Source organism: Janthinobacterium sp. BJB304, from assembly GCF_002735765.1.
Classification (GTDB): domain Bacteria; phylum Pseudomonadota; class Gammaproteobacteria; order Burkholderiales; family Burkholderiaceae_D; genus Janthinobacterium.
Genome location: NZ_PDZN01000021.1, coordinates 67644 through 92774, shown reverse-complemented (window position 1 = coordinate 92774; position 25131 = coordinate 67644). Strand labels below are relative to the sequence as shown.

21 protein-coding genes and 2 riboswitches are annotated in these 25131 nt (G+C 62.4%); of the genes, 9 read left to right on the top strand and 12 right to left on the bottom strand.

Features of this window, described 5'->3' with window-relative positions; all coding sequences use genetic code 11:
- Positions 1–260 precede the first annotated feature (260 nt).
- Positions 261–2204, top strand: a complete 1944-nt coding sequence (locus CSQ95_RS22580; protein WP_218963638.1) for a CocE/NonD family hydrolase — start codon at positions 261–263, stop codon at positions 2202–2204.
- Here the strand turns inward: CSQ95_RS22580 and CSQ95_RS22575 are convergent.
- The 4 genes from CSQ95_RS22575 to CSQ95_RS22560 all read right to left on the bottom strand — a co-directional run bounded on the left by CSQ95_RS22575 (position 2201) and on the right by CSQ95_RS22560 (position 6041).
- Complete coding sequence (locus CSQ95_RS22575; RefSeq protein WP_099411144.1) at positions 2201–3058, bottom strand: DMT family transporter; 858 nt, start codon at positions 3056–3058, stop codon at positions 2201–2203. The genes CSQ95_RS22580 and CSQ95_RS22575 overlap by 4 nt on opposite strands.
- 7 nt (positions 3059–3065) lie before the next feature.
- Positions 3066–3887, bottom strand: coding sequence for an ABC transporter substrate-binding protein (locus CSQ95_RS22570; protein WP_070287962.1), 822 nt, complete (start codon positions 3885–3887; stop codon positions 3066–3068).
- A gap of 100 nt (positions 3888–3987) precedes the next feature.
- Positions 3988–5271, bottom strand: coding sequence for a TCR/Tet family MFS transporter (locus tag CSQ95_RS22565; protein WP_099411143.1), 1284 nt, complete (start codon positions 5269–5271; stop codon positions 3988–3990).
- A 119-nt stretch (positions 5272–5390) separates the two neighbouring features.
- Complete coding sequence (locus tag CSQ95_RS22560; RefSeq protein ID WP_099411142.1) at positions 5391–6041, bottom strand: HD domain-containing protein; 651 nt, start codon at positions 6039–6041, stop codon at positions 5391–5393.
- Between the two features lie 327 nt (positions 6042–6368).
- Between CSQ95_RS22560 and CSQ95_RS22555 the strand changes: the two genes are divergently transcribed.
- From CSQ95_RS22555 to CSQ95_RS22545, 3 genes are all read left to right on the top strand, one after another.
- The gene (locus CSQ95_RS22555; protein ID WP_034752308.1) at positions 6369–6860 is read left to right on the top strand and encodes a chemotaxis protein CheW; all 492 of its coding nucleotides are present in this window, start codon (positions 6369–6371) and stop codon (positions 6858–6860) included.
- Positions 6861–7141: 281 nt separating this feature from the next.
- Complete coding sequence (locus CSQ95_RS22550) at positions 7142–8776, top strand: methyl-accepting chemotaxis protein (RefSeq protein WP_070221539.1); 1635 nt, start codon at positions 7142–7144, stop codon at positions 8774–8776.
- Between the two features lie 81 nt (positions 8777–8857).
- The gene (locus CSQ95_RS22545; protein WP_099411141.1) at positions 8858–10495 is read left to right on the top strand and encodes a methyl-accepting chemotaxis protein; all 1638 of its coding nucleotides are present in this window, start codon (positions 8858–8860) and stop codon (positions 10493–10495) included.
- A 53-nt stretch (positions 10496–10548) separates the two neighbouring features.
- Here CSQ95_RS22545 and CSQ95_RS22540 read toward each other — a convergent pair whose 3' ends face one another.
- The 3 genes from CSQ95_RS22540 to mgtA are packed head-to-tail and all read right to left on the bottom strand — an operon-like array spanning position 10549 to position 14120.
- Complete coding sequence (locus CSQ95_RS22540) at positions 10549–11061, bottom strand: ribonuclease HI family protein (RefSeq protein WP_257218181.1); 513 nt, start codon at positions 11059–11061, stop codon at positions 10549–10551.
- Complete coding sequence (locus tag CSQ95_RS22535; RefSeq protein WP_099411139.1) at positions 11058–11399, bottom strand: hypothetical protein; 342 nt, start codon at positions 11397–11399, stop codon at positions 11058–11060. The genes CSQ95_RS22540 and CSQ95_RS22535 overlap by 4 nt, the downstream gene beginning before the upstream one ends.
- Positions 11400–11435: 36 nt before the next feature.
- Positions 11436–14120 carry a magnesium-translocating P-type ATPase gene (mgtA, locus tag CSQ95_RS22530; protein WP_099411138.1) on the bottom strand — a complete coding sequence of 895 codons (2685 nt, stop codon included), beginning with the start codon at positions 14118–14120 and terminating at the stop codon, positions 11436–11438.
- Positions 14121–14789: 669 nt separating this feature from the next.
- On the opposite strand from mgtA, the gene CSQ95_RS29320 reads away from it, so the two are divergent.
- Together CSQ95_RS29320 and CSQ95_RS22520 are read left to right on the top strand one after the other, a co-directional pair.
- A complete protein-coding gene (locus tag CSQ95_RS29320) occupies positions 14790–15062 on the top strand; it encodes a hypothetical protein (protein ID WP_143450050.1) in 273 nt (90 codons plus the stop codon).
- A gap of 317 nt (positions 15063–15379) precedes the next feature.
- A complete protein-coding gene (locus CSQ95_RS22520) occupies positions 15380–16015 on the top strand; it encodes a HEAT repeat domain-containing protein (protein WP_099411136.1) in 636 nt (211 codons plus the stop codon).
- A 180-nt stretch (positions 16016–16195) separates the two neighbouring features.
- Here CSQ95_RS22520 and CSQ95_RS22515 read toward each other — a convergent pair whose 3' ends face one another.
- Positions 16196–16804, bottom strand: coding sequence for a TetR/AcrR family transcriptional regulator (locus tag CSQ95_RS22515; protein ID WP_099411135.1), 609 nt, complete (start codon positions 16802–16804; stop codon positions 16196–16198).
- Between the two features lie 25 nt (positions 16805–16829).
- The gene (locus CSQ95_RS22510; protein ID WP_099411134.1) at positions 16830–18047 is read right to left on the bottom strand and encodes a Bcr/CflA family efflux MFS transporter; all 1218 of its coding nucleotides are present in this window, start codon (positions 18045–18047) and stop codon (positions 16830–16832) included.
- Positions 18048–18190: 143 nt separating this feature from the next.
- Here CSQ95_RS22510 and CSQ95_RS29730 point away from each other — a divergent pair, with 143 nt between their 5' ends.
- Positions 18191–18349, top strand: a complete 159-nt coding sequence (locus tag CSQ95_RS29730; RefSeq protein WP_180279137.1) for a hypothetical protein — start codon at positions 18191–18193, stop codon at positions 18347–18349.
- A 219-nt stretch (positions 18350–18568) separates the two neighbouring features.
- Here the strand turns inward: CSQ95_RS29730 and gcvP are convergent, their stop codons facing one another.
- From gcvP to gcvT, 3 genes are all read right to left on the bottom strand, one after another.
- Positions 18569–21469, bottom strand: coding sequence for an aminomethyl-transferring glycine dehydrogenase (gene gcvP / locus CSQ95_RS22505; protein WP_099411133.1), 2901 nt, complete (start codon positions 21467–21469; stop codon positions 18569–18571).
- Between the two features lie 118 nt (positions 21470–21587).
- The gene (gene gcvH, locus CSQ95_RS22500) at positions 21588–21968 is read right to left on the bottom strand and encodes a glycine cleavage system protein GcvH (RefSeq protein ID WP_070221532.1); all 381 of its coding nucleotides are present in this window, start codon (positions 21966–21968) and stop codon (positions 21588–21590) included.
- A gap of 69 nt (positions 21969–22037) precedes the next feature.
- Complete coding sequence (gcvT, locus tag CSQ95_RS22495; RefSeq protein ID WP_099411132.1) at positions 22038–23159, bottom strand: glycine cleavage system aminomethyltransferase GcvT; 1122 nt, start codon at positions 23157–23159, stop codon at positions 22038–22040.
- Positions 23160–23233: 74 nt separating this feature from the next.
- A riboswitch (glycine riboswitch) is annotated at positions 23234–23340 on the bottom strand.
- Between the two features lie 26 nt (positions 23341–23366).
- Positions 23367–23453: riboswitch (glycine riboswitch) on the bottom strand.
- 169 nt (positions 23454–23622) lie between these two features.
- Between gcvT and CSQ95_RS22490 the strand changes: the two genes are divergently transcribed.
- On the top strand, positions 23623–24195 hold the full coding sequence (locus CSQ95_RS22490) for an ATP-dependent Clp protease proteolytic subunit (protein ID WP_070221578.1): 573 nt from the start codon (positions 23623–23625) through the stop codon (positions 24193–24195).
- Positions 24196–24356: 161 nt separating this feature from the next.
- Positions 24357–24992, top strand: coding sequence for a phosphatase PAP2 family protein (locus CSQ95_RS22485; RefSeq protein ID WP_257218177.1), 636 nt, complete (start codon positions 24357–24359; stop codon positions 24990–24992).
- Positions 24993–25131 lie beyond the last annotated feature (139 nt).

Below are 25131 nucleotides of genomic sequence, written 5' to 3'. Positions count from 1 at the left end.
CACCGATCGAGGCGGCGTGGATCAAATTCACATCACTGTAGAGTGGCCGCGCGAAAGTGAGCGGGACCACCAATTCAAGCAGGCGTGTTGTGACGGGATAAATTTCATGGCGTTATGGTTGCAGTTCGGGCGCGTTCTGTCAAGTTGCGTGCCCATATATCTGCTGCGCTGCGTCAGAGGCTAGCCTATTGCGGAACTTGCTTTCCGGGTACTATTGCCATTCGGCCACTTTTGTGTGGCATGAATCATTGGAGAACAGTATGCGCGTGTCGTCCCCCGTCCGGCTCACCGGCCTGGCTTTTGTTATCAGTTTCTTGTTTGCAGTACCGGCGATGGCGCAAACGCCGCCGATGACGCCTGACATCGGCGCAAAGCTGGTGATGCCCGATATGAATGATTACGTCAAGCGCGTGGTGATGATCCCCATGCGCGACGGCGTCAAGCTGTACACGGTGATCGTCGTGCCGAAAGACGCCAAGCGGGCGCCGATCATGCTCACGCGCACGCCGTACAACGCGGCGCGCCGCGCCCAGCGCGCCACCAGCGCCAGCATGCTGGCGACCTTGCCGCAGGGCGACGACACCCTGGTGGAAAATGGCTACATCCGCGTCTTCCAGGACGTGCGCGGCAAGCATGGCTCGGAAGGCGATTACGTGATGACGCGCCCCGTGCGCGGCCCGCTGAACAATACCAAGGTCGATAACGTGACCGATGCGTGGGACACCATCGAGTGGCTGTCGAAAAATATTCCGGAAAGCAATGGCAAGGTGGGCATGCTCGGTTCCTCGTATGAGGGACATACGGTGCTGATGGCCCTGGTCGATCCGCATCCGGCGCTGAAGGTGGCCATTCCCATGAGCGCCATGGTCGACGGCTGGCGCGGCGACGACTGGTTCCATAACGGCGCCTTCCGCATGCCGAGCTTGTCTTACCTGGCGTGGCAAACGAGCGTGCGCGGCAGCGGTGAGGCGCCCGTGCTGGGCGTCTACGACGACTACGACGCGTATCTGCGCATCGGCTCGGCCGGTGATTTCGCGAAGAAATTTGGCATCGACAAGCTGACCTATACGAAAAAGCTGTTCGAGCATCCGGCCTATGACAGTTACTGGCAAGAACAGGCGCTCGATAAAATCCTGGCCAAGCGTCCGCTGATCGTGCCTACCATGCACGTGGTGGGGCAGTGGGACCAGGAAGACATCTATGGCCCCTACGCCACCTACGCGGCGATGGAAGGGCGCGACAAGCACAACAACCTCAATTACCTGGCCATCGGCCCGTGGCGCCATAGCGGCGTCAACTATGATGGCTCCAGCCTGGGCGCCCTGAAGTTTGACGGCGATACGGCGCGCCAGTTCCGCGAAAAAGTCATGCAGCCATTCCTCAATCAATACCTGAAGGATGGCGCGCCGGAAGCGAACACGGCGCCCGTCGTGTCCTACCAGAGCGGCACGAACCAATGGCAGCGCCTGCAGCAGTGGCCGCTAGCTTGCGAGACCTGCGACACGAAATTGACGCCGATCTACCTGCAGGACGGTTCCAGGCTGGGCTTTGCGGCGCCATCGGGCGCTGCGGATGCGGCGCAAGGCGCGTTCGATGAATACGTGGCCGATCCCGCCAAGCCCGTGCCTTTCGTGCCCCGTCCCGTGCGCCTGAGCGATGGCGACGTGTGGAAGCCATGGCTGGTCAGCGACCAGCGCGGCTATGCGGACCGCACGGACGTGCTCAGCTATGTTTCGGAACCGTTGAAAACGGCCGTGCGCATCGCCGGCGCGCCGATGGTCAACCTGTTCGCGGCCACCAGCGGCACGGATGCCGACTGGGTGGTGAAACTGATCGACGTGTATCCGGACGAAGTACCGTCGCAGCCGGCCATGGGCGGCTACCAGCTGGGCGTGGCCATGGATATCTTCCGCGGCCGTTACCGCGACAGCTTCGAGCACCCGACACCGATACCGGCGGGCAAAGTGGAGCGCTACCGCTTCGCCTTGCCGAACGCGAATCACGTCTTCCTGCCCGGCCACCGCATTGCCGTGCAAGTACAGTCGAGCTGGTTCCCGCTGTACGACCGCAACCCGCAAAACTACGTGCCGAACATCTTCCTGGCCGACCCGGGCCATTATAGAAAGGCGACGCAGCGCGTGTACCACGCGGCAGGGGCGGCCAGCGCCATCGAGTTGCCTATCGCGCCGCTCGACGCCCGCTAGGCGATTCGCATCAAGACTGCTCCCGCCGCGATCAGGCCGATGGCCACATAGCGGCGGGGGCTGATTTTTTCGCGCAGGAACAGGGCCGCAATGGCGATGGCGAACAGGATCGACGTTTCGCGCAGGGCCGCGATGGCGGCTACGGGCGCCTGCGTCATGGCCCACAGGGCCAGTCCATACGAGGCCAGGGTGCCGAAACCGCCGAGCGCGGCCAAACGCCATTGCGTTTGCGCATAGGCAAGCAGGCCGGCGCGGCGGCGCAGCACCGTCCACAGCAGCAGCCCGGTTCCGTTCAAGACGAAAATCCACATCGTGTAGGCGGCCGGCGCGCCGGACAGGCGCACGCCGATGCCGTCGATCAGGGTATAGCTGGCGATGACGCAGGCGTTGCCCAGCGCAAAGGCGGTGGCGCGTCCCTTGTTTTTCGCGGCGATGGCCGTGGCGGGCCGGCGCGCGGCAATATACAGGCCGAGGATGCCCGCGCAGATGCAGGCGATGGCGCCCATTTGCATGGAAGACAGGCGCTCGCCGATCAGCGGCCAGCTGGCCAGCGCCACGATCAGCGGGGCGCTGCCGCGCATCAGCGGGTAGGCGTGGCTCATGTCGCCCGCCTTGTAGGCCGCCGCCAGCAGAGAATAATAGGCAAGCTGCGCCACGGCCGAGGCGGCCAGGTAGGGCCAGCTGGCGGGCGCGGGAGCATCGACGAAGGGCAGGATTGCCAGTGAGATCAGGGCCGCGCCAGCGGAGACGAGCACGGTCGTGAGGAAAGTATCCTTGCCCGACTTGACGATGGCATTCCAACTGGCATGCAGCAGGGCGGCAAACAGAACGACGGCGACGACGAGACCGGACATGCAGGCCTTAGCGCGGGCGTATGCTCTGCGACAACAGTTCCTGGCGGTGATGGCGCTGGAAGCCTTCCATCAGGGTGCCCGAGCGGCTGGCTTTTTCCAGCAGTTCGCGCAGGGCCGCCTGGTCATCCGCCGTCAGCGACTTGCGCGACAGGTAGACGCCGCTCATGCCCCACGGCAATTCCGGCAAGGCTTCCAGACGCAGGCGGTCGGCCAGGCCGTACACGCGCGCATCGTTTTGCGCCACGCCGGCCAGGATGGTGGGGCTCATGATGGTGGCGTCGATGAAGCCGCTTTGCATCAGGCGCGCCACGGACAGCGCATCGACCTCGTAGAACAGGCGGCCCTGGCTGCTCAGTTCCTTGGCCAGCGCCTGGTAAGAGGCGCCATAGTCGTAGCCGCGCACGAGCGCCACGCGCAAGTCGCGCCGCTCGATCAGTTCCTGCATGGTGTTGATGGGCGCGCGCGCGCCTTGCAGCGAGATCAGCAGGGGCCGGTTGCCCATCAAGGGGATGAACAGGCCGTGCTGGTCGCGCCGCGGCGTGCTGCTGGCGGGAATCAGCATATCGGCCTTGCCCGCCTCGAACATCGCCTCCAGGCGCGCCCGGGGCACGGCCGTGAAGATGAAATTGCAGCCCAGCTTGGCGCCCATGCTACGCAGCAAGTCGGGGTAGATGCCGCCGATGGCGGCGCCATTGACCACCACGCTGGCGCCGATGGCCGAGACGGGCACCTGGATATCGCGCGAGCATTGCGCGCCCGCCAGGGTCGGCAGCGCCAGCGCCAGCATGGCCATGGTCCGGCGCCAGGCGCTGGAATAAAAGTCAGTCATACCCATCCTTGCTCACCATCGAATCGCGGGCGTCGGCAACGTCCGCTTGATTATCCCATTCTCGCCTATCTATTTCTCAAATGCAATATTATCCTGCCGACTACTTTGTGGTGGAAACCGCAAGTCTGGCCAGGCGCTGTGCCTGGAAGTAGCGCCAGGCCACCACGATGCCCAGGGTTTGCATGATGGCGCACAGATAGAAGGTGCTGCCGATGCGCCAGTCCTGCGGCGGCAAGTGGCTCACCTCGCCGAGGATCATGCTGCCGAGCAAAGGCATGATGATGATGCCCAGGCTGCTGATCGATTGCAGGGAGCCCATCAGCTCACCCTGTTCGCCGGCGTTCGATGATTTCGAGATGATACCCTGCAGGGCAGGGCCGGCGGCAAAGGCCAGCAGGTTGCACAGGATCAACGCGTACATCATCCAGCCTTGCGTGGCCAGCCCGTACAGCAGGTAGGTGAGGGCGCCCGAGGCCATGCCCAGCAGTGACAAACGCACTTCGCCGAAGCGCTTGATGAGTATGCCCAGCAAGCCCGCCTGCACGACGGCCGCGCACAGGCCCACGCAGAACAGGGCGATCCCGTTCTGGCGCGGCGTCCAGTCGAAGCGGAAATGCGTGTACAGCACCCACGTGGTGTTGAGCATCATTTGCGCAAACGTCATCAGGCCGAAGGCCAGCACCAGACCGCGGATTTCCACGCGGCGCACCAGTTTCAGCAGGGCGGCAAACGGATTGATGCGTGCCCAGGTAAATGGCGCGCTGGGACCCGGCTGCAGCGATTCGGGCACGCAGAAATAGCCGTAGATGAAATTGGCCGCCGACAGGCCGGCCGCCACGTAAAACGGCAGGTGCAGGTTGATCTCGCCCAGCAGGCCGCCCAGCATGGGCCCGCAGATGAAGCCCAGGCCGAAGGCGGCGCCGATCTTGCCGAAGCTCTTGGCGCGATTGTCGTGCGTGGAAATATCGGAGGCGTAGGCGGACGCGACCGACATGCTGGCCGACGAGACGCCGCCGATGATGCGGCCGATGAACAGGCAGGCCAGGTTCGGTGCCCAGCCCGTGGCGAGAAAGTTGATGCCCATGCCGGCCATCGAGTACAGCAGCACGGGACGGCGTCCCACGCGGTCGCTGATGGCGCCCAGCATGGGCATGAAGATGAACTGCAGCAAGCCGAAGACGGCCGCCATGATGCCGTACCAGAACGCCTGCGCATCCTTGCCGTCGACAAAGTCGCCGATCAGGATGGGCAGCACGGGCACCACCAGGCCGATGCCCAGCATGTCGATGAAGACGCAGACGAGGATGAAATTGAGATTGCCGGCGCGCGCGGGCGCGGCGGGCGAGGACGGGGAATGGCTGTCGGGGCTGGTTTTATCGGACATGCATGCTTTCGGCGCGTTGGCATCGCGCCGGCGCGTTACAGGATGCTGCTGACGCGCGGCGCGATAGCTGAGGCTTGCATTATAGACAGCATGCGCGTTGCTGGCTATCGCCGCCAAGCTTATGCGCCCATTCCCCATTCGTCGGCAAAGGCGGCGCGGAAATCCGTCAGCACGGCCAGGCGCTGTTCGGCCAGCGCGCGGCCCGCCGCCGTCTGCATCTTGCCGGGTAGCTTGTCGAGCTTGGTGACGATATGGTCGAGCGCGTAGGCCTTGTCGTCGAGCGGGCGATGCGCTGCCAGCGGATCCGTGCCATGCGCCAGCGCGCTATCCATGCGCGCAGCCGTGTAGAACAGGCGCGCCAGTCCGACGGCGCCCAGCGCGTCGATACGGTCGGCATCCTGCACGATCTGCGCTTCGATCGTGTGCGGCGGCAGATTGGCGGAAAAACTGTGCGTCTCGATGGCGTGGGCCACGCCGGCCAGTTTTTCTGCCGGGAAATCCAGTTCCGCCAGCTGGCGGCAAGCCAGCGCGGCCGCCTGGCGCGAGGCCAGATGGCGTTCAGGATGGTTTTTCGGCAGGTTGATCAGGTCGTGCAGATAGCAGGCGGCCATCACGGTGAGGGCGTCGGCCTGCGCATATTCCTGCAGCAGAACGCTGGCATTGCGCCAGACGCGGTGCAGGTGGTTAATGTCGTGGGCGCTGTCATCGCCCAGGCCGGCCGTGGCCAGCGCCAGCAGGCGTGGCTGCCATTGGGAAAGCAAAGAATGCATGGTTCACCATCATAAAAAGCGGGGGCCGCCAGTGTGGCATAAAACGTCGCCCCGTGCGGCGGGGAGCGTGACGCCGCGGCGTGCCGTATTCGCCACATAAATTGTATTTTTGAAAAGCCAAAATCAGACGACCGCTCTTTTTTAGTGCATGTAAAATTTACATGGGGTAACATTGCCGCACGGAAATTAGAAGCATAAGCTAATTGCGAGAAAGTATTTGCAAAAACATAGCAGTGGCGGCCATTCCATCGTGCATGGCGCGTCACATCCAAGGTTGCGCGCAGCGTGCCTTGACTGCGCCCCAGGCGAGTTAACGAAAGGATCATCATGAACACCAATTCCAGCGACACTGGCGCAACCGTTGCCAAGGCTGCCGAGTACCTGGCCTTTACCCTGGGCCAGGAAGAGTATGGCATCGACATCCAGAAAGTCAGCGAAATCCGTAGCTATGAAACGCCGACCCGCATCGCCAACGCGCCCGAGTTCGTCAAGGGCGTGGTCAACCTGCGCGGCATCATTGTGCCGATCGTCGACATGCGCATCAAGTTCAACCTGGGCACGCCCAGCTATGACCAGTTTACCGTCGTCATCATCCTCAATATCGGCAACCGCGTCGTCGGCATGGTCGTCGACCGCGTCTCCGACGTCACCACCCTGATGCCGGAACAGATCAAGCCGGCGCCGGACATGGGCCGTTCGATCAACACGGAATACGTGATCGGCCTGGGTACCATCGACGAGCGCATGCTGATCCTGGTCGATATCGACCAGCTGATGTCCAGCGCCGACATGGGCCTGATCGAAAAACTCGCAGCCTAGGCCGCCAGGAAAAGTCCGGGACGGCGTTGCATTGCCCCTGAACATTTCCCGACATCCTAATCCGAGAGGGTTTCTTAAAAACAATTGACTCTCGACATTGCTTGGTTTTTCTGCAAGGCGCACGCTAGCGCATTTCCTGGCGCACGGTTCCGCCGAACCGTGCGCCAGTTTCACTTCAGTTTCACTTTTACACCCGCCTTGACACCGCCGCCAGCCAGCGCGCCAAAGGGATGCCATCAGCCGTGCGGCATGCTGGCATCAGGGCTTTTTAGGATAGTCACATGAATGTATTACGCAACGTCAGCATCGGTGTCCGCCTCGGACTCGGTTTTGCCGTGATTTTGCTGTTTTCCATGCTCATTACGGGCATCAGCGTCTGGCGCCTGCACGACGTGGCCAGCGCCACGCGCGTCATGATGGAGCAGCCGCTGGCGAAGGAACGCTATATTTCCGACTGGTATGGCCGCATCGACAGCGCCGTGCGCCGCACCATCGCCATTGCCCGCAGCAGCGATACCTCGCTCAGCGGTTATTTCGCCGAAGAATCGAAAGTCTCGTCGGCCAGCTCGGCCGAGCTGCAAAAGAAAATCGAGGCCTTGATCGACAAGCCCGAGGAAAAAGCCATGTTCGCGGGCTTGCTGGAGCAGCGCAAGGTGTACATCGGTTCGCGCGACCAGGTCTACAAGCTCAAGGGTGAAGCGCAGGTCGATGCCGCCAATGAAGTGTTTGAAAAGACCTTCGTGCCGGCCGCCGCCAAGTACCAGAAGATGGTGCAGGACTTGCTGGAACACCAGCGCGCCAGCATCGACACGACGGCGCGCGAGATCGACGCCGTCGCCAATACCAGCCGCAACCTGATGCTGGTGCTGGCCGCGCTGGCGCTGGCTTTTGGCGTTGTCTGCGCCTGGGTCTTGACGACCGGCATCGTGCGCCCTCTGCGCACGGCCGTGGACATTGCCCGCAAGGTGGCCGATGGCGACCTGACGGCGCAGATCGATGCCAGCGCCAAGGATGAAACGGGGCAATTGCTGCAGGCGTTGAAGGACATGAACACGAGCCTGCTCAATATCGTTGGCGAAGTGCGCAGCGGCACGGACAGCATCGCCACGTCCTCGACGCAGATTGCCGCCGGCAACCAGGACCTGTCTTCCCGCACGGAAGAGCAGGCCGGTTCCCTGGAAGAGACGGCGTCTTCGATGGAAGAGCTCACTTCCACCGTGAAACAGAATGCGGACAATGCGCGCCAGGCGAACCAGTTGGCGGCGTCGGCCGCGCAAGTGGCCGTCAAGGGCGGCGAAGTCGTGGCGCAAGTGGTGGGCACGATGGAATCGATCAACGCGTCGTCGAACAAGATCGTCGACATCATTTCCGTCATCGACGGCATCGCGTTCCAGACGAATATCCTGGCCCTGAACGCGGCCGTGGAAGCGGCACGCGCGGGCGAGCAGGGCCGCGGCTTTGCCGTCGTGGCGTCCGAAGTGCGCAACCTGGCCCAGCGTTCGGCCAGCGCCGCGAAAGAGATCAAGACCCTGATCGGCGCGTCCGTCGAGCAAGTCAATGCGGGCAGCATGCTGGTGGCGCAAGCCGGTTCGACCATGAACGATATCGTCGACAGCGTGCAGCGCGTGAGCGACATCATCACGGAAATTACGGCGGCGAGCAGCGAGCAAAGCGTGGGCATCGACGAAATCAACCGGGCCATCGGCCAGATGGATGCCGTCACGCAGCAAAATGCGGCGCTGGTGGAAGAATCGGCGGCGGCCGCCGAATCGATGCAGCACCAGGCGCACAACCTGGCGCAGGTCGTCAGCGTGTTCAAGCTCAACGGCCAGCAGGCCAGCGGTGCGAACGGTGTAACACAAGCGCTGAAACGCCCGGCAGCGCCGCAAACCACCTTGCGCATCGGCACGCGCTGATGCCGCCGCGGCCGCCCGGTGCAGCCGCTTTCTGCTGTCCCCCTTTTATATAGTCTGGTTCCGCTTTTTTAGGATATTCACATGAATTTGTTAAGAAACGTCAGTATTGGTGTGCGCCTCGGCCTGGGTTTTGCCGTGATTTTGCTGTTTTCCATGCTCATCACGGGCATCAGCGTGTGGCGTTTGCACGACGTGGCCACGGCCACGCGCACCATGATGGAACTCCCGCTGGCGAAGGAACGCTATATTTCCGACTGGTATTCCAAGATCGATAGCGGCGTGCGCCGCACCACGGCCATCGCGCGCAGCAGCGACACGACCTTGGGCGCGTATTTTGCGGAAGAGGCGAAACAGTCGTCCGTCGTCTCGGGCGAACTGCAAAAGAAAATCGAAGCCTTGATTTCCAGCCCGGAAGAAAAGGAACTGTTCCGCCTGGTGAGCGAACAGCGCAAGGTTTATCTCGATTCACGCGCGCAAGTATCGAAGCTGAAGGCGGATGGACAGGAAGCGGAAGCGGAGAAGGCTTTCCAGGGTATCTTCGTGCCCGGTTCGACGAAATACCTGAAAGTGGTCAACGACATGCTGCAGCACCAGCGCGCCAGCATCGACACGACGGCGCGCGAGATCGACGATGTCGCCAAGACGAGCCGCAACTTGCTGCTGACCCTGGCCGTGCTGGCGCTGGGCTTTGGCGTCGTGTGCGCCTGGTTGCTGACGATGGGCATCGTGCGTCCTCTGCGCACGGCCGTGGATATCGCCCGCAAGGTGGCCGATGGCGACCTGACGGCGCAGATCGATGCCAGCGCCAAGGATGAAACGGGGCAATTGCTGCAAGCGTTGAAGGACATGAACACGAGCCTGCTCAACATCGTCAGCGAAGTGCGTACGGGCACGGACAGCATTGCGACCTCGTCGACGGAAATTGCCGCAGGCAACCAGGACCTGTCTTCCCGCACGGAAGAGCAGGCCGGTTCCCTGGAAGAGACGGCGTCCTCGATGGAAGAATTGACCAGCACCGTGAAACAGAATGCGGACAATGCGCGCCAGGCGAACCAGTTGGCGGCCTCGGCCGCGCAAGTGGCCGTCAAGGGCGGCGAAGTCGTGGCGCAAGTGGTGGGCACGATGGAATCGATCAATGCGTCGTCGAACAAGATCGTCGACATCATTTCCGTCATCGACGGCATCGCCTTCCAGACGAACATTCTGGCCCTGAATGCGGCCGTGGAAGCGGCTAGGGCCGGTGAACAGGGCCGCGGCTTTGCCGTCGTGGCGTCGGAAGTGCGCAACCTGGCGCAGCGCTCGGCCAGCGCCGCGAAAGAGATCAAAACCCTGATCGGCGCGTCCGTGGAGCAAGTCAACGCGGGCAGCATGCTGGTGGCGCAAGCCGGTTCGACCATGAACGATATCGTCGACAGCGTGCAGCGCGTGAGCGACATCATCACGGAAATCACGGCGGCGAGCAGCGAGCAAAGCGTGGGCATCGACGAGATCAACCGGGCCATCGGCCAGATGGATGCCGTCACGCAGCAAAATGCGGCGCTGGTGGAAGAGTCGGCGGCGGCCGCCGAATCGATGCAGCACCAGGCGCATAACCTGGCGCAGGTGGTCAGCGTGTTCAAATTGAATGGGCAGCAGGCCAGTGTCAGCGGCTTGAAGGGGGGCAAGCGTCCGGCAGCCAAGGCGCCAGCAGAAGCATTGCAGCTCGGCCGCGCCGCCTAAGTTGCTTACCCAGTAACGGCTGGGGTCGTACCCTGAGGGTACGACCCCGGTATTTAAGCCTCTGGGGTGAAGCTTGCGATCGCCAGCTGCGACAGCCGGTCCGCCTCGCCATTTCTGTGGCGCGGCAGCCAGCGCAAGCTCACATCCGTGAATTGCTTCAGCAGGGCCACTACGGTGGCCCTCTGCGTTTCCAGTCCCTTGGCGCCGACCGGCGTCGTTCCCAGCACATCATTGATCACCACCTGGCTGTCGCCGTACAGCAGCAGTTGCACGGGCGGCGGGCGCAAGCCGAGTGCCGCCTGCAGCAAGGCCGTCAGGGCCGCATACTCCGCGTCGCTGCTGCTGCCATAACCGGCCGCCTTACTCACTTCGATGCGTTCGCCGTTCGGCCCCAGCAGCAGGGCGCCTATGCCCAGCTTGCCCGGGTTCGGGTGGGCGGAACCGTCGAACCAGCCGCGCCAGGCCAGCGGGCCGCCATGGTCCTGGCGCTTGAGCGCCAGCTGCGCGCGGCGCGCCTGCATCTTCGCTTCCTTGCGCAGTTTGCGCGCCTCTGCTTCCGCCGTCATGGTTTGAGGAACCATGTATCGATGAGGCTGCCTATCCAGCACGCCACCAGCACACACACGGCCACCGTCATGGCGGGGCCGTCATTGGCCGAGAGGGCCTCCACTTTTTCCATGATCAGCTGCACGTCCAGGGGCAGGGCGCCGCTGTCGATCTGTGCCATTACCTGGTCCAATCGTGCCATGATCTGGCGCAATACGATCGCCAGCGCGACCAGGGCCGGCACGAGGAAGAGGCAGCCACGGGCCTTGCGTTGCAAGACAAAATGCCCGCTGCCGGGGAAGACCAGGGCCGACAGCAGCAGGGCGAGATGACGTTTGGAAAGGGAGGAGCCGCTCATGCGTGCCTTTTGTAGGGGAAAGAGCGGCTCATCATACTATTGCCAGCCGAATTTGCGCAGATACACGCGTTTCATGAACGTCGTCAGCACGGTGTAGCAGACGAGGATGCCCAGCAGCCATGGGAAATAGCCCAACGGCAAGGCTTGCAGCTTGAAGTAGGTCGCCAGCGGGCCCATCGGCAGGAACACGCCCACGGCCATGATGATGGTGGTGGCCACCAGCAGGGGCACGGACGCGATGCTGTCGATGAAGGGCAGCTTGGGCGTGCGGATCAGGTGCACGATCAGCGTTTGCGTCAGCAAGCCCACGACGAACCAGCCGGACTGGAACAGGGTCTGCTGCTCTGGCGTATTCGCGCCGAATACATGCCACATCAGGATAAACGTGCTGATGTCGAAGATCGAGCTGATGGGCCCGAAGAACACCATGAAGCGGCCGATGTCGCGCGGGTTCCAGCTCAGCGGCTGCTGGATCAGCTCGGCGTCGACATTGTCGAACGGGATGGCGATCTGCGACACGTCATACAGCAGGTTTTGCACCAGCAAGTGCAGCGGCAGCATGGGCAAGAACGGCAAAAAGGCGCTGGCCACCAGCACGGAAAACACATTGCCGAAGTTCGAGCTGGCCGTCATGCGGATATATTTGAGCATGTTGCTGAAGGTGCGCCGGCCTTCCAGCACGCCTTCTTCCAGCACCATCAGGCTTTTTTCCAGCAGGATGATGTCGGCCGCTTCCTTGGCGATATCGACGGCCGAGTCGACGGAAATGCCGATGTCGGCCGCGCGCAGGGCGGGCGCGTCATTGATGCCGTCGCCCATGAAGCCGACGATATGGCCGTTGCCGCGCAGGGCGCGCACGAGGCGTTCCTTGTGCAGCGGGCTGAGCTTGGCAAACACGGTATTGTCTTCCGCCGCGCGGGCCAAAGTGGCGTCGTCCATGTCGTCCAGTTGCGGGCCTTGCAGCACGCCGTGCACGGCCAGGCCCACTTCGCGGCAGATCTTTGCCGTCACCAGGTGGTTGTCGCCCGTCAATACTTTCACGGTGACGCCGTGTTCCGCCAGCGCGCGCAGGGCGGGCGCCGTCGATTCCTTCGGCGGATCGAGAAACGCCACATAGCCGATCAGGGTCAGCGCCGTTTCATCGGCCACGCCGTACACGGTTTTATGCGGAGGCACTTCCTTGACGGCCACGGCCACTACGCGCAATCCTTCCGCATTGAGGCCATGCGTGGTTTCCAGTACCTTGTCCAGCAGGGCGGCGTCGAGCGGAATGTTGACGCCACCGAGGCGCAGATGGCTGCAGGCGGCGAGGATTTCCTCGACGGCGCCCTTGCAGATCAGCTCATGGTGGTCATTCTTTTCAGACACGACAACGGACATGCGGCGGCGCACGAAATCGAACGGGATTTCATCGACTTTCACGTAATCGCGGGCCAGTTGCATTTCCGTCTGCAATTCCACATGGTCGAGCACGGCGCGGTCGAGCAGGTTTTTCAGGCCCGTCTGGTAGTGGCTGTTCAGGTAGGCAAATTGCAGTACTTCATCGGACGGCTGGCCGAACACGTCCGTATGGCGCTCGAGCACGATCTTGTCCTGCGTCAATGTGCCCGTCTTGTCCGTGCACAGCACGTCCATGGCACCGAAGTTCTGAATCGCATCCAGGCGCTTCACGACGACTTTCTTTTTCGACAGTTTCACGGCGCCCTTGGCCAGGGTGCTGGTGACGATCATGGGCAGCATTTCCGGCGTCAGACCCACGGCGACGGACAGGGCGAACAGAAACGCTTCCATCCAGTCGCCCTTGGTCCAGCCATTGATCAGGAACACGAGCGGCGCCATCACGAGGGCGAAGCGGATCAAGAGCCAGCTGACGCTGTTCACGCCCGCCTCGAACGCCGTCGGCGTGCGCTCGGTGGCCGTCACGCGCGTGGCGATGGTGCCGAAATAGGTGCGGTTGCCCGTGGCCAAGACCAGCGCCGTGGCGGCGCCGGAGATCACATTCGTGCCCATGAACAGCAGATTGGCCAGCTCCATCGGGTCGCGGCCCGCGCCGTCGGCCAGTTCGGCCATCTTTTCCACCGGCAAGGATTCACCCGTCATAGCGGCCTGGCTGACGAACAGGTCTTTCGCGGACAACAAACGGCAGTCGGCGGGGATCATGTCGCCGGCCGACAGCACGATGATGTCGCCCTGCACCAGCTGGCGTATGGGCAGCTCGATCTGCTGGCCATTGCGCAGCACGGTGGCGGTATTGCTGACCATGGCTTTCAGGCGTTCGGCGGCCCGGTTCGAGCGGCCTTCCTGCACGAAACGCAGCAGGGTCGACAGGATCACCATGGTGCCGATGACGATGGTCGCCTTCGGGTCTTCCGTCAGGTAGGAAACGATGGCCAGCACGGTGAGCAGCAGGTTGAACGGATTCTTGTAGCACAGCCACAGGTGCTGGTACCAGGCCAGCGGTTTTTCATGTTCGACCTCGTTCGGCCCCGTTTGCGCGCCGATGACTTGCGCCTCGGCATCGCGCAAGCCTTCCAGGCGCGTGTGCAGGCGGTTCAGGGCGCTGTCCAGGTCTTCATGGGCGGCGGCCAGCAGCTGGCGCGCCAGGTGGTCGGGCACGGGGCGGGCCGTGCTGTTTTCCAGCGGCATGGCGCGGCGCCGGAAGTTGCCGGCCGTATGGCGCTTGCGTAGGAACGATTCGAATAAGCGGGTGAAGAGATTCATGGCTCTTCCTTTCACGACGAGGTGTTGACGGGCGGCGCAGCCGCAGGCAAGACTTGCGTGCCGCCAAGACACAATCGTGCTGGCGGGCAATCCGGGTCAGTAGCCGGTCGCGATCGGAAAGAGGGGGGAGAGGCGCGCAGCCGGAGTGGCCGCGAGAGACACCGCACCTTGCTCAGCAAGGCACGGAGGAAAGAAAGTTCCGCGTTGCTTGCTGTTTAGCTGCCGAGGCAATCACCGATACAAGATCGGCTACTGTCACTAGAACAAGTACCCACGTGGGACTCCGTAAATGAATAATGAGGGCATCTTATGGATGGGCTGCAACAGTGTCAACTGAAGAAATCTTAGGTTTCCAAAGTGTAATGTGGGCGTGGACGAACACGAAAGTCCGATGCCACGGCCATTCACGTTGTTGTGACAATGTGTGATTCTTTCTGCTTGGCAATCCGTTATGCTCGGGTACGCTGACGCGCTACTCCTGCAGGTTTCAGATCCGGCTCGAGATCAGGATGCCTTGGCCTTGTTGTGCTGTTTGCCGTCGTTCCGCTGACTTGCTTTCTACTGGTGCACGCCTAAACCGGACCCATTTTTGGCGTGGCGCGCCTCGCCAAGGGCTACGCGTTCCCTGCCAGCTTCCACGATGCTGCTGCTCCGCATGCGTAGAAACCCGTGAATAACTGTTATACGGCCGGCACGATTGGCAGCGGCCGACGTTTTTCGGTTTATTGTGTTGAAGAAATTGAGTGGCAACAGTTTTGGGAGGTATCCAACCTCCAGGCCGCCGGTGGTCGTTCACCGGCGGCGGTACAGGCCGTGCTGGGCTCGCAGAATATTGATCTAATGGTGTACGTACCTGAGTTTTTCAACATCAAAGGGCGTGACCTGCCAACAACGGCAAGCGGCCATGAGCTGACATTGGTAATCTGCAGAGTTATTAGATGAAGGGAATACAGTGTTTCTTGATGCGTGGTTGAAACTCAGTATTTTTTGGCCGATTATTTTGCTTGCTATCCTGCTGGGGGGGGGGCTCTTGTATGCAGTCGCATTGTTTCGCGCTATCTTGGCCTGTCGCAGGCTATTGCGTGAGGGCGAGTTAGAGCAGTTCTGGCTCACGGTGGTTCTGGTGATATTGTTGACTGTGCCCGTTGCCGCGCTAGTCTTTTGATGGAACGCCTTAGGATGACAGTGACCGGCCAAAACCAGACGTCCGTTAAAAGCATAGTCTTACAGACGTTTCTGAATACTTCCGAGAGATACTGATGGGTAGTTCACTACATGAAGAGGTCGCTCGATTTAAGGCAGGGGCCGCCAATTATCATCCTATCGAAGGGCGATCCCGTGAATGGGAATGTAACTATGTCCATTGGCAACAACTGAACCAGTCTTTTACGACTCATCTGGACTCTTGCCCACCACAAACGTCGGGCGCTACAGACATCTTAGACATTCTGTATGCAATCGGTCGCGATAATGAGATGGAAGAACTAGTCGAGGAACTGGCCAACCGCAGCGAATGGTTCATGTTCTTGCTTCCCCATGCGCTGTTGTCTGACGACGCTGACGTTAGGTGGCAGTTTGCGAAACAGTTGGGTAACGGCAATTTCGAATTTATTGACGCTGAGTCAGCTTTGATGAAGTTTGTCGAGGACGATAAGGAATACGTCAGCCGCATGGCTCTACGGGCGTTGGGTCAGATTGGATCCAGCCATGCGGAAGACCTATGCGAGCGTGCTTGGGCATCCGGCCATGAGTATCAAAGAATCATGGCACTTTGGGTGCTCAAGGATATCAAGTCACCCAAATTGGCAAGGTATCTTTCTTACGCAAAGGAAGACGGCCGAAATTATGTTGTCAGTAACGCCGCCGAGATCGCCCAAGGTACTGTTGCGTCCTAATGCATACCTAGCGCGTTGGTTTTGCTTCAAGCTGAACGACCGCAATGGGGCGCAAGCGGAACTTCGCATGCGAAAGATCCGCCGGCAAATCGTACCATATCGGATGGTTCAAAGCGCTGCTTCTGACGAGTCAATAGCGGCTCGTGTCAGACCTGTTTGCCGGCAGTAAGCTATGCCGCATCAGGCCGGTTGCGCCGCCATCGCCAGCGAATCGGACAATATCTGCCACAGTGCCGCGTGGCGCTGCTGCAGCGCGGCGCCGCCAGCGTAAATGAGTTCCACGTGCAGGCTGTCGACGATGCCCAGGTAGGCTTGCGCGTACAGGTCGGCGCGTTGCGGCGGCAGGGCGGGCGCCAATCGCCCCAGGCTGGCAACGTAATGGCGCTGCAATTGCGCCAGCAAGGCTTCGTAGCCCGTGCCCACTTCCACGCGCAGGGGCGCTGGCGGTAAATACGCGGTGCGCAGCAAAAAGCGCAAATGGGCTGACTCCGCATAGCGCTGCGCCATGCGGTCGCAGTACAGGGCACCGGCCCGCTGTCCGCCCGGCACCGCCAGCGCGGCCTCGTCGGCGAAGCAGGCGTCCATGAAGGCTTGCTCTTCGGCCAGCGCGTCGGCAAACACGTCGAGGAAGAGGGCGTCTTTGCCGGCGAAGTGCGAGTACAGCGAGGCCTTGCGCATGCCTGCCTGCGCGGCGATATCGCTGAGGGACGAGGCGTCGTAGCCGTGTTCGGAAAAGTGCACGACGGCGACGGCGCAGATGTTATCGGCCGAGGCCGAGCGTTTCTTCATATGAGGGTAGTAGTTGGGTGAAGCGTCAGTGCGCTCCCAGGCTGCTGGCGTGTGCCGGATGGATGCGCGCAGTGGCCAGGGTCAGCCATGATACCAGCAGGCCGGCCACGGTCAAGAACAGCAGCCACGGCAGCGGCCCCCGCTCGGACAGGCCGGCCGCCAGCGGCGTGGCCAGCGATGACAAGCTCATCTGTATGGCGCCCAGCAATGCCGCCGTGGAGCCGAGCGCGCGCTGCTGCGAGCCCATGGCCATGGCCATCAGCGCCGCTTCCGCCATGCCCAGGCCAAACAGGGCCACGAACATGCCGGGGACGACGACCATGATTCCCCCTCCGGCCCAGGCGCCGAGCAGGGCCAGCCCCGCGCCGGCCAGCATGGCGGCGCTGCCCGCCACGCTCAAGCGCGCCACGCCATGGCGGCTTACCAGGCGGCCGCTGGCCATGGCACCGAGCAGCACGGCCACGCCCGTCGCGCCGAACACGAGGCCGAAACTGCCGGCGGACAGGCCGAAATCGCGCTGGTACACGAGCGACGCGCCGCCAATATACGCAAACAGGAAAAAGAATGCGGCCGACAGGGCCAGCGCGGGCAGCAGGAAGGCGCGGTCGAGCGCGATGCGCGCATACGTGCGGTGCATGCCGCGCGGCGAGACCCGCTTGGCGCTGGGCAGGGTCTCCGGCAGGAACAGCGCGCTATTGAGCAGGGTCAAGGCGCCCAGCGCGGCCAGGGCCAGCATCACGGCGCGCCAGCCGTAGTGCGCATCGAGCAAGCCGCCCACGGCGGGTGCCAGCACGGGCGCCAGGCCCACGATGGTCATCAACAGGGCAAACAGCTGCGCCGCTTTAACCCCATCGGCCACGTCGCGCACCATGCTCATCACCACGACCAGGGTCAGCGCCGCGCCCAGGCCCTGCACCGTCCGCGCCAGCAGCAGGGTGTGCAATTGATCCGCCTGCGACGCCCACACGGCCGCCATGATGTAGACGGCGATACCGGCCAAGAGCGGACGGCGCCGGCCCAGCATGTCCGTCAGCGGCCCGCACAGCAGCTGCCCGCCGCCCAGGGCCAGCAGGAAGAGGGTCAGGCTCAGCTGCACGTTCGCATACGAAGTGTGCAGTTCGCGCGCCATGGCGGGCATCGAAGCGAGGTACATATCGATGCCGGCCGGACCGAGCACGGCCACCACGGCCAGGGAAGCCGCCAGAGCGAGACTGGTGGCGGGGAGAGTGGTTTGCTGCTGCATTGTGCTTCCTTCATCGTTCAAAAACACGGCATGGACATCGCCGTGTTTTTTATTGTACGCTTACTTCCTGCCGGTAGGTAGCTTGATCACTCAATGAAAAGGATGGGGACGATGAAAGAAGCAACAATGACGGGAGAGTTGACATGACGGAAGTGGGCATTTCGCTCAGCGGCGTGGCCGTGGCGCTGCTGTTTGCCGCCTGGAGTTCGCACCGCAGCCGCTGCGAGCGGCGCGATGTCGTGTTGCTGACGATACTGGGCACGGTGCTGGGGCTGCCTGGTGCCGTCTTGCTGGCTTTATAACGCGGCGCACAAGAAAACGGCAGACCTTGCGGCCTGCCGTTCTGTTTTAATTTAATACTTCCTGCTTTTGCCGGGATTTTATTTCTAGATTGCTGAGTTTCGACGCCTGACAAAACCGTAGCGAGCGTCAGTGATTTGTGGCCGAGAAGCGCAACCGTACTCTAGTACGGTGAGCATCGCCGGCCGCAAAGCGCGACGCGCAGTAGGTTTGGTCTGGCGTCATTCCTCTTCGTACGAACTGATCGGTGCGCAACCGCAGAACAGGTTGCGGTCGCCGTACACGTTGTCGGCGCGGCCGACCGGCGGCCAGTATTTGCGCTGACGCAGGGAGGCGACCGGGTAGGCCGCAATTTCACGGCTGTACTTGCGTTCCCAGTTGTCCGACATCAATACCTGTGCCGTGTGCGGCGCGTTCTTCAACGGGTTGTCGTCATGGTCGAATTCGCCGCTGGCGACCTTGGCGATTTCGCCGCGGATGGCGATCATGGCGTCGATGAAGCGATCGATTTCCACTTTCGATTCGCTTTCCGTCGGCTCGATCATCAGCGTGCCCGGCACGGGGAAGCTCATGGTCGGCGCATGGAAACCGAAGTCCATCAGGCGCTTGGCCACGTCTTCATTGCTGATGCCGGTGGCGTCCGTGATCGGGCGCAGGTCCAGGATGCACTCGTGCGCGACCAGGCCGTCGTGGCCCGAATACAGCACCGGGTAGTGCGGCGCCAGGCGGCGCGCGATGTAGTTCGCCGCCAGGATCGCCGTCTCGGTCGCTGCCGTCAAGCCTTCCGCGCCCATCATGGCGATGTACATCCACGAAATCGGCAGGATGCTGGCCGAGCCGAATGGCGCGGCGCTGACGGCGCCGATGCCGGCCGCGTCGCGCTGGTAGCCGGACGAGCGCTGATTCGGCAGGAATTTCGCCAGGTGGGCGCCGACGCCGATCGGACCCACGCCTGGTCCGCCGCCGCCGTGCGGGATGCAGAAGGTCTTATGCAGGTTCAGGTGCGACACGTCGCCGCCAAACGAGCCGGGAGCTGCCACGCCGACCAGCGCATTCATGTTGGCGCCGTCGATGTAGACCTGGCCGCCGTGCGAGTGGATGATCTCGCACAGTTCCTGGATGCCTTCTTCAAACACGCCGTGGGTGGATGGGTAGGTGACCATCACGCAGGCCAGGTTGGCGCTGTGTTTTTCCGCTTTTGCTTTCAGGTCGGCCAGGTCCACGTTGCCGTTGGCGTCACAGCTGGTGACGACCACCTGCATGCCGACCATGTTGGCCGATGCGGGGTTGGTGCCGTGCGCCGAAGAGGGAATCAGGCAGATGTTGCGGTGGCCTTCGCCGCGCGATTCGTGGTAGGCCTTGATCACCAGCAGACCCGCGTATTCGCCCTGCGAGCCGGCGTTCGGCTGCAGCGAGACGGCCGCGTAGCCCGTCAAGGCGCACAGCATCTCTTCCAGCTGGGCGATCATTTCGCGGTAGCCGACCGTTTGCGCATCGGGCGCGAACGGGTGGATGTTCGAGAACTCGGGCCAGGTGACGGGAATCATTTCGCTCGTCGCGTTCAGCTTCATGGTGCACGAGCCGAGCGGGATCATGGTGCGGTCCAGCGCCAGGTCCTTGTCGGCCAGGCTGCGCAGGTAGCGCAGCATTTCGTGTTCCGAGTGGTAGCTGTTGAAGACGGGGTGCGTCAGGTAGGCGCTCTCGCGCGCCAGCTGCGCCGGCAGCGCGCTGGTCACCGCCGCTTCGACGGCGTCCAGGTCAGGCGCGGCAGGCGCGTTGGCCAGGCCGTGCGCGAACACCTTCCACAGCAGCGCGATGTCGTCGCGCGTGGTGGTTTCGTCGAGCGACACGGCGACATGGGTATTGTCGATCTTGCGCAGGTTGACGCCGTGGTGCATGGCCGTCGCGTGCAGCTGCGCCGCATCGGCCACATTGATGGTCAGGGTGTCGAAGTAAGTCGCGTTGACGACGCCGTAGCCCAGGGTCTTCAGGTTGGCGGCCAGCACGCCCGTAAAGCGGTGCACGCGCTGGGCGATCTGCAGCAGGCCGGCAGGGCCGTGGTAGACGGCGTACATCGAGGCCATCACGGCCAGCAGCACTTGCGCCGTGCAGATGTTCGACGTGGCTTTTTCGCGGCGGATGTGCTGTTCGCGCGTTTGCAGAGCCAGGCGGTAGGCCTTGTTGCCTTGCGCATCGACGGTCACGCCCACCAGGCGGCCCGACATATTGCGCTTGAATTCATCGCGCGTGGACAGGTAGCCCGCGTGCGGGCCGCCGAAACCGAGCGGTACGCCGAAGCGCTGGCTGTTGCCGACGACGACGTCGGCGCCCCATTCGCCAGGCGGCGTCAGCATGGTCAGGGCCAGCAGGTCGGCCGCGACGATGACCATGGCGCCATTCGCGTGCAGTTTTTCCACGCCGGCGCGGTAGTCGCGCACGACACCGTTTACGCCAGGGTATTGCAGCAGCACGCCGAAGCAGGCGTCCAGCGACTCGATTTCGGCCGGGTCGAAGGTGCGCACTTCGATGCCGATCGGCTGGGCGCGCGTCTGCACCACTTCCAGTGTTTGCGGCAGCACGTCATTGGCGACGTACAGCACGTTCGATTTCGACTTGCCCACGCGCTGGATCAGGGTCATCGCTTCGGCGGCGGCCGTGCCTTCGTCCAGCATCGAGGCGTTCGAGATGCCCATGCCGGTGAGGTCCGTGATCACTTGCTGGAAGTTCAGAATCGCTTCCAGGCGGCCTTGCGAAATCTCGGGCTGGTAAGGCGTGTACGCCGTGTACCAGGCTGGGTTTTCAAAGATGTTGCGCAGCACGACGCCTGGCGTAAACGTGTTGTAATAGCCCTGGCCGATCAGGGATTTGAGTACCTGGTTCTTGCCGGCGATGGCTTTCAGGCGCGACAGGGCTTCCTGTTCCGGCATCGGCTGCGAGTACGCGCCCAGGGGCAGGGCGCCCTTGTTGCGAATGTTGCTTGGCACCAGGGCGTCGATCAGCGCGGCGCGCGATGGATAGCCGAGGGTCGCCAGCATGGCTTGCTGTTCGGTGGCGGAAGGGCCGATGTGGCGGGCGATGAAGGCATCGCGTGCTTCGAGTTGGGTCAGGCTGGTGCGGGTCATGATATAGAGGCCAAAAAAGACTGAAAAACCGGGAGGCGGCGCGCGGGCGCGGCGGCGGGGTATAGCTACAAAATTAAATGCAAACGGGCCGCAAACGCGGCCCGTGAATCAAACGCGATTACGCGCTGGTGGTGGCGCCATAGGCGGCAGCGTCGAGCAAACCGTCCAGGGCCGACACGTCGGCTGGCTTGATCTTGAACAGCCAGTTGGCGTAGGCGTCGGCGTTGATCGATTCAGGCGAGTTGACGACGTCGTCGTTGACGGCCACGACTTCGCCGGCGATCGGCGCGTAGATGTCGCTCGCTGCCTTGACCGATTCCACCACGGCGGCGTCGTCGCCGGCGCCGTAGCTGTTGCCCACGGTTGGCAGTTCGACGAAGACGATATCGCCCAGCGCGTCCTGCGCGTACTCGGTGATGCCGACGGTGATGGTGCCGTCGCCTTCAAGGCGTACCCATTCGTGGGAAGCGGTGTACTTCAGGTCTGCAGGAATGTTCATGTGTGGCTCCAGATGGTAAGTGTTCGTTATTAATTATGGTTGTACGGTCTTGCGGGCGGCTCTAATCGCTTACGCAGCCAGGATTTTACCGTTACGCACGAAAGGCAGCTTGACGACGGAAGCGGCCAGCTGCTTGCCGCGGATTTCCACGTGCACGGTGTCGCCCACGGCCACGCCGTTGGGCACGCGCGCGAGAGCAATGGCTTCCTGCATCGTCGGGCTGAAGGTGCCGCTGGTGATTTCGCCCGTGGCGTCGCTGCCGGCGATGATGACTTTCTGGTGCGCGCGCAGCACGCCGCCTTTTTCGCGCAGGATCAGGCCCACGAATTGCGCGTTCTGGCCCTTGGCCAGCAGGGCGGCCTTGCCGATGAAGTCGCGCTCGCTGACCAGGTCGATGGTCCACGCCAGGCCCGCGTCGAGCGGGTTGACGCTTTCGTCCATGTCCTGGCCGTACAGATTCATGCCTGCTTCCAGGCGCAGGGTGTCGCGCGCACCGAGGCCGGCCGGCTTGACGCCGGCGGCAGCCAGGGCGTTCCACAGCGCTTCCACCTGGGTGGCGGCCACGCCGATTTCAAAGCCGTCTTCGCCCGTGTAGCCGGTACGCGCCAGCATGACTTCGCCGAAGGCCGTATCCTTGACGATGACGACGTTGAACGGCTTGATGGCTTCGGACTCGGCTTGCGTTTCCGGCAGCACTTGCCACACCTTGGCGCGCGCGTTCGGGCCTTGCACGGCCACCAAGGCCATCGGCTGGTTCGCATTGCGGCGTTCGGTAATCGTCAGGCCGCTGTTGGTGTTGGTGTTTTGCTGCTGCATCCACGCCACGTCTTTTTCAGCCGTGCCCGCGTTGACGACGAGGCGGAACCAGTTTTCGTTGAAGAAGTAGACGATCAGGTCATCGATGACGGTACCTTCGGCATTCAACATGCACGAGTACAGCGCCTTGCCCGACACTTGCAGCTTGTCGACGTTATTGGCCAGCAAGCCGCGCAGGAAGGCGCGCACATTCGGGCCTTCGATATCGACCACGCACATATGGGACACGTCGAACATGCCGGCGTCGCCGCGCACGGCGTTGTGCTCTTCGATTTGCGAGCCGTAGTTGACGGGCATGTCCCAGCCGCCGAAATCGACCATGCGGGCGCCGAGGGCACGGTGGGCGTTGTTGAGTGGGGTCGCTTTGAGCGTCATGGATTCCTCGGGACGAAGGTAAAGGGGAAGTTAACAAAACATAGAATAGCCAAACACGGCTTTCCAGCGTGATCACTGACCCCCCTGTCCTTTGTACCTGAGAGATTACGGGGGGCTTGCCCCGTGCGCCCCTTCGGTGGGCCGCCGGCATGTGCCGCGGCCGCTCTCCAGAGTTGAGCTGTAGTGTCGCCAAAGCAACAACTTCAGTCCGCCTGATCGGTCCTTTTGCCTGAGAGTTTTTGGGTAGTGCCCCTTCGGCGGCAACGCTGGGTTGCCCTCTCCCGATCAAGTGGGAGGAATATATGCCAGCAGGGTGTTTCTGTCAATCTGTAAAGACGTTGCCAAATTGCAGCAAAAGCCCCGGTTTGCGGGGCTGGCGAGGGGAATGTTCCGCTGCAAAAGGGCGCCCGGCCGCGCAGGAATGCGCTATGATGAAATCCTGGCTTTCTTGCGGGTGCCTGCCATGAACACTACACAAAGCGAGACGCAAAACAACACCGAGCAGCACGGTTACTTTACCCTCTCGGGCGACGTCAACAGCGACATGGTGCGGCGCGTCTTCAATGCCGCCGCCGACATCACGGAAGACAAGCTCACCACCGCGCACATCCTGATCCAGTCCAACGGCGGCTATGTCAGCGATGGCATCTGTCTGTACAACTTCCTCAGCAAGTTGCCGCTCGACATCATCACCTACAACGCGGGCGCCGTGGCGTCCATCGCCGTCACCCTGTTCCTGGCGGGGCGGCACCGCCATGCCAGCGACACGGCCCGTTTCATGGTGCACAAGTCGCATGCGACCGCCTCGCCTGGTTCGCGCCCCGATGCGCTCAGCATCATCGTCGAGGGCTTGCGCGCCGATGACATGCGCACCGAGCGCATCCTGCGCGGCCACGTCAAGCTGACGGACGAGCAGTGGCAGGTGCACGCATATTCGGACCTGCACCTGACGGCCGACCAGGCGCTGGAAGTGGGCATGGTCGAATCGATCCGCGACTTTGCTCCGCCCAAGGGCAAGCGCCTGACGAATATCTGACGCGCCACCGGTGCGGCATCCGCGAGATATTTTCATATGGCAATTTCTGAGGTGGAAATTGTAATGGAATGTAATTCTTCTCCGTAGTTGATGAAAACCCGGGCGCAAGCGGGGCCAGTCGTGGCATAGTGCACGCTGATCATGAAATAAGCGTAGGCACGATGACTTGGTGGAATGGGATTTCTTTTGCGGCCGACATGTCCGTGATGGGGCCGGCTGGCGTGGCGATTGCCCTGTGGCTGCTCGTGTCGCGCCAGTGGCGGCTGGTACTCAGCTGGAGCTTGTGGTATGGCGGCGGCCTGGCCCTCGTGGTGCTGTCGAAGCTGGCTTTCATGAGCTGGGGCGTGGGCAGCAGCACGCTCGATTTTACCGGTTTCAGCGGCCACGCCATGCGCGCCGGCGCCGTGTTTCCCGTGCTGATGTATGTGCTGCTGCAGCGGGCCGAGCCGCGCTGGCGCCATGCCGGCGTGCTCGTCGGCGTGGCCTTTGCCGTGCTGGTGGCCATTTCGCGCGTGGTCGTGCATGCGCACAGCGTGTCCGAAGCCGTCAGCGGCTGCGTGCTGGGCCTGGCACTGGCGCTGGGTTTCATGTGGAATGCCCGTGGCGCCGTCAATTTCGCCGTCAGCCATGCGCTGGCCCTGGCCAGCCTGGTACTGATGGTGGCGCTGAGCTTCAAGGCCGAACCCATGCCGACCGAGCAATGGCTGCAAAAACTGGCCATGGTGCTGTCCGGCCATGAGCGCGTTTTTTCCCGCGCGGACTGGAAACTGGCGCAGGATGGCCGTCCTGCCCGGTGATCCGCTGCCAGCAGGCGCCTGGCGCTACGGTTTTTTGGCCAGAAAAGCATCAGGAAATGGTATGATGAACCACTTTTTTTTGCGGCGAGCGGCCAGGCTGCCGTCGCAATGGTGCATCTGAACTGAATATGAACCGGGT

Excerpts from the sequence above, each read along its gene's own strand:
- gcvH (WP_070221532.1), bottom strand. The coding sequence starts at position 21,968 with ATGAACATTCCTGCAGACCTGAAGTACACCGCTTCCCACGAATGGGTA.
- CSQ95_RS22515 (WP_099411135.1), bottom strand. The coding sequence starts at position 16,804 with ATGAAGAAACGCTCGGCCTCGGCCGATAACATCTGCGCCGTCGCCGTC.
- CSQ95_RS29730 (WP_180279137.1), top strand. The coding sequence starts at position 18,191 with ATGACGGAAGTGGGCATTTCGCTCAGCGGCGTGGCCGTGGCGCTGCTG.
- CSQ95_RS22565 (WP_099411143.1), bottom strand. The coding sequence starts at position 5,271 with ATGTCCGATAAAACCAGCCCCGACAGCCATTCCCCGTCCTCGCCCGCC.
- CSQ95_RS22535 (WP_099411139.1), bottom strand. The coding sequence starts at position 11,399 with ATGAGCGGCTCCTCCCTTTCCAAACGTCATCTCGCCCTGCTGCTGTCG.
- CSQ95_RS22575 (WP_099411144.1), bottom strand. The coding sequence starts at position 3,058 with ATGTCCGGTCTCGTCGTCGCCGTCGTTCTGTTTGCCGCCCTGCTGCAT.
- CSQ95_RS22560 (WP_099411142.1), bottom strand. The coding sequence starts at position 6,041 with ATGCATTCTTTGCTTTCCCAATGGCAGCCACGCCTGCTGGCGCTGGCC.
- CSQ95_RS22550 (WP_070221539.1), top strand. The coding sequence starts at position 7,142 with ATGAATGTATTACGCAACGTCAGCATCGGTGTCCGCCTCGGACTCGGT.
- CSQ95_RS22510 (WP_099411134.1), bottom strand. The coding sequence starts at position 18,047 with ATGCAGCAGCAAACCACTCTCCCCGCCACCAGTCTCGCTCTGGCGGCT.
- mgtA (WP_099411138.1), bottom strand. The coding sequence starts at position 14,120 with ATGAATCTCTTCACCCGCTTATTCGAATCGTTCCTACGCAAGCGCCAT.
- CSQ95_RS22520 (WP_099411136.1), top strand. The coding sequence starts at position 15,380 with ATGGGTAGTTCACTACATGAAGAGGTCGCTCGATTTAAGGCAGGGGCC.
- CSQ95_RS22490 (WP_070221578.1), top strand. The coding sequence starts at position 23,623 with ATGAACACTACACAAAGCGAGACGCAAAACAACACCGAGCAGCACGGT.
- CSQ95_RS22545 (WP_099411141.1), top strand. The coding sequence starts at position 8,858 with ATGAATTTGTTAAGAAACGTCAGTATTGGTGTGCGCCTCGGCCTGGGT.
- CSQ95_RS22580 (WP_218963638.1), top strand. The coding sequence starts at position 261 with ATGCGCGTGTCGTCCCCCGTCCGGCTCACCGGCCTGGCTTTTGTTATC.
- gcvP (WP_099411133.1), bottom strand. The coding sequence starts at position 21,469 with ATGACCCGCACCAGCCTGACCCAACTCGAAGCACGCGATGCCTTCATC.
- CSQ95_RS22540 (WP_257218181.1), bottom strand. The coding sequence starts at position 11,061 with ATGACGGCGGAAGCAGAGGCGCGCAAACTGCGCAAGGAAGCGAAGATG.
- CSQ95_RS22555 (WP_034752308.1), top strand. The coding sequence starts at position 6,369 with ATGAACACCAATTCCAGCGACACTGGCGCAACCGTTGCCAAGGCTGCC.
- CSQ95_RS22485 (WP_257218177.1), top strand. The coding sequence starts at position 24,357 with ATGACTTGGTGGAATGGGATTTCTTTTGCGGCCGACATGTCCGTGATG.
- CSQ95_RS22570 (WP_070287962.1), bottom strand. The coding sequence starts at position 3,887 with ATGACTGACTTTTATTCCAGCGCCTGGCGCCGGACCATGGCCATGCTG.
- gcvT (WP_099411132.1), bottom strand. The coding sequence starts at position 23,159 with ATGACGCTCAAAGCGACCCCACTCAACAACGCCCACCGTGCCCTCGGC.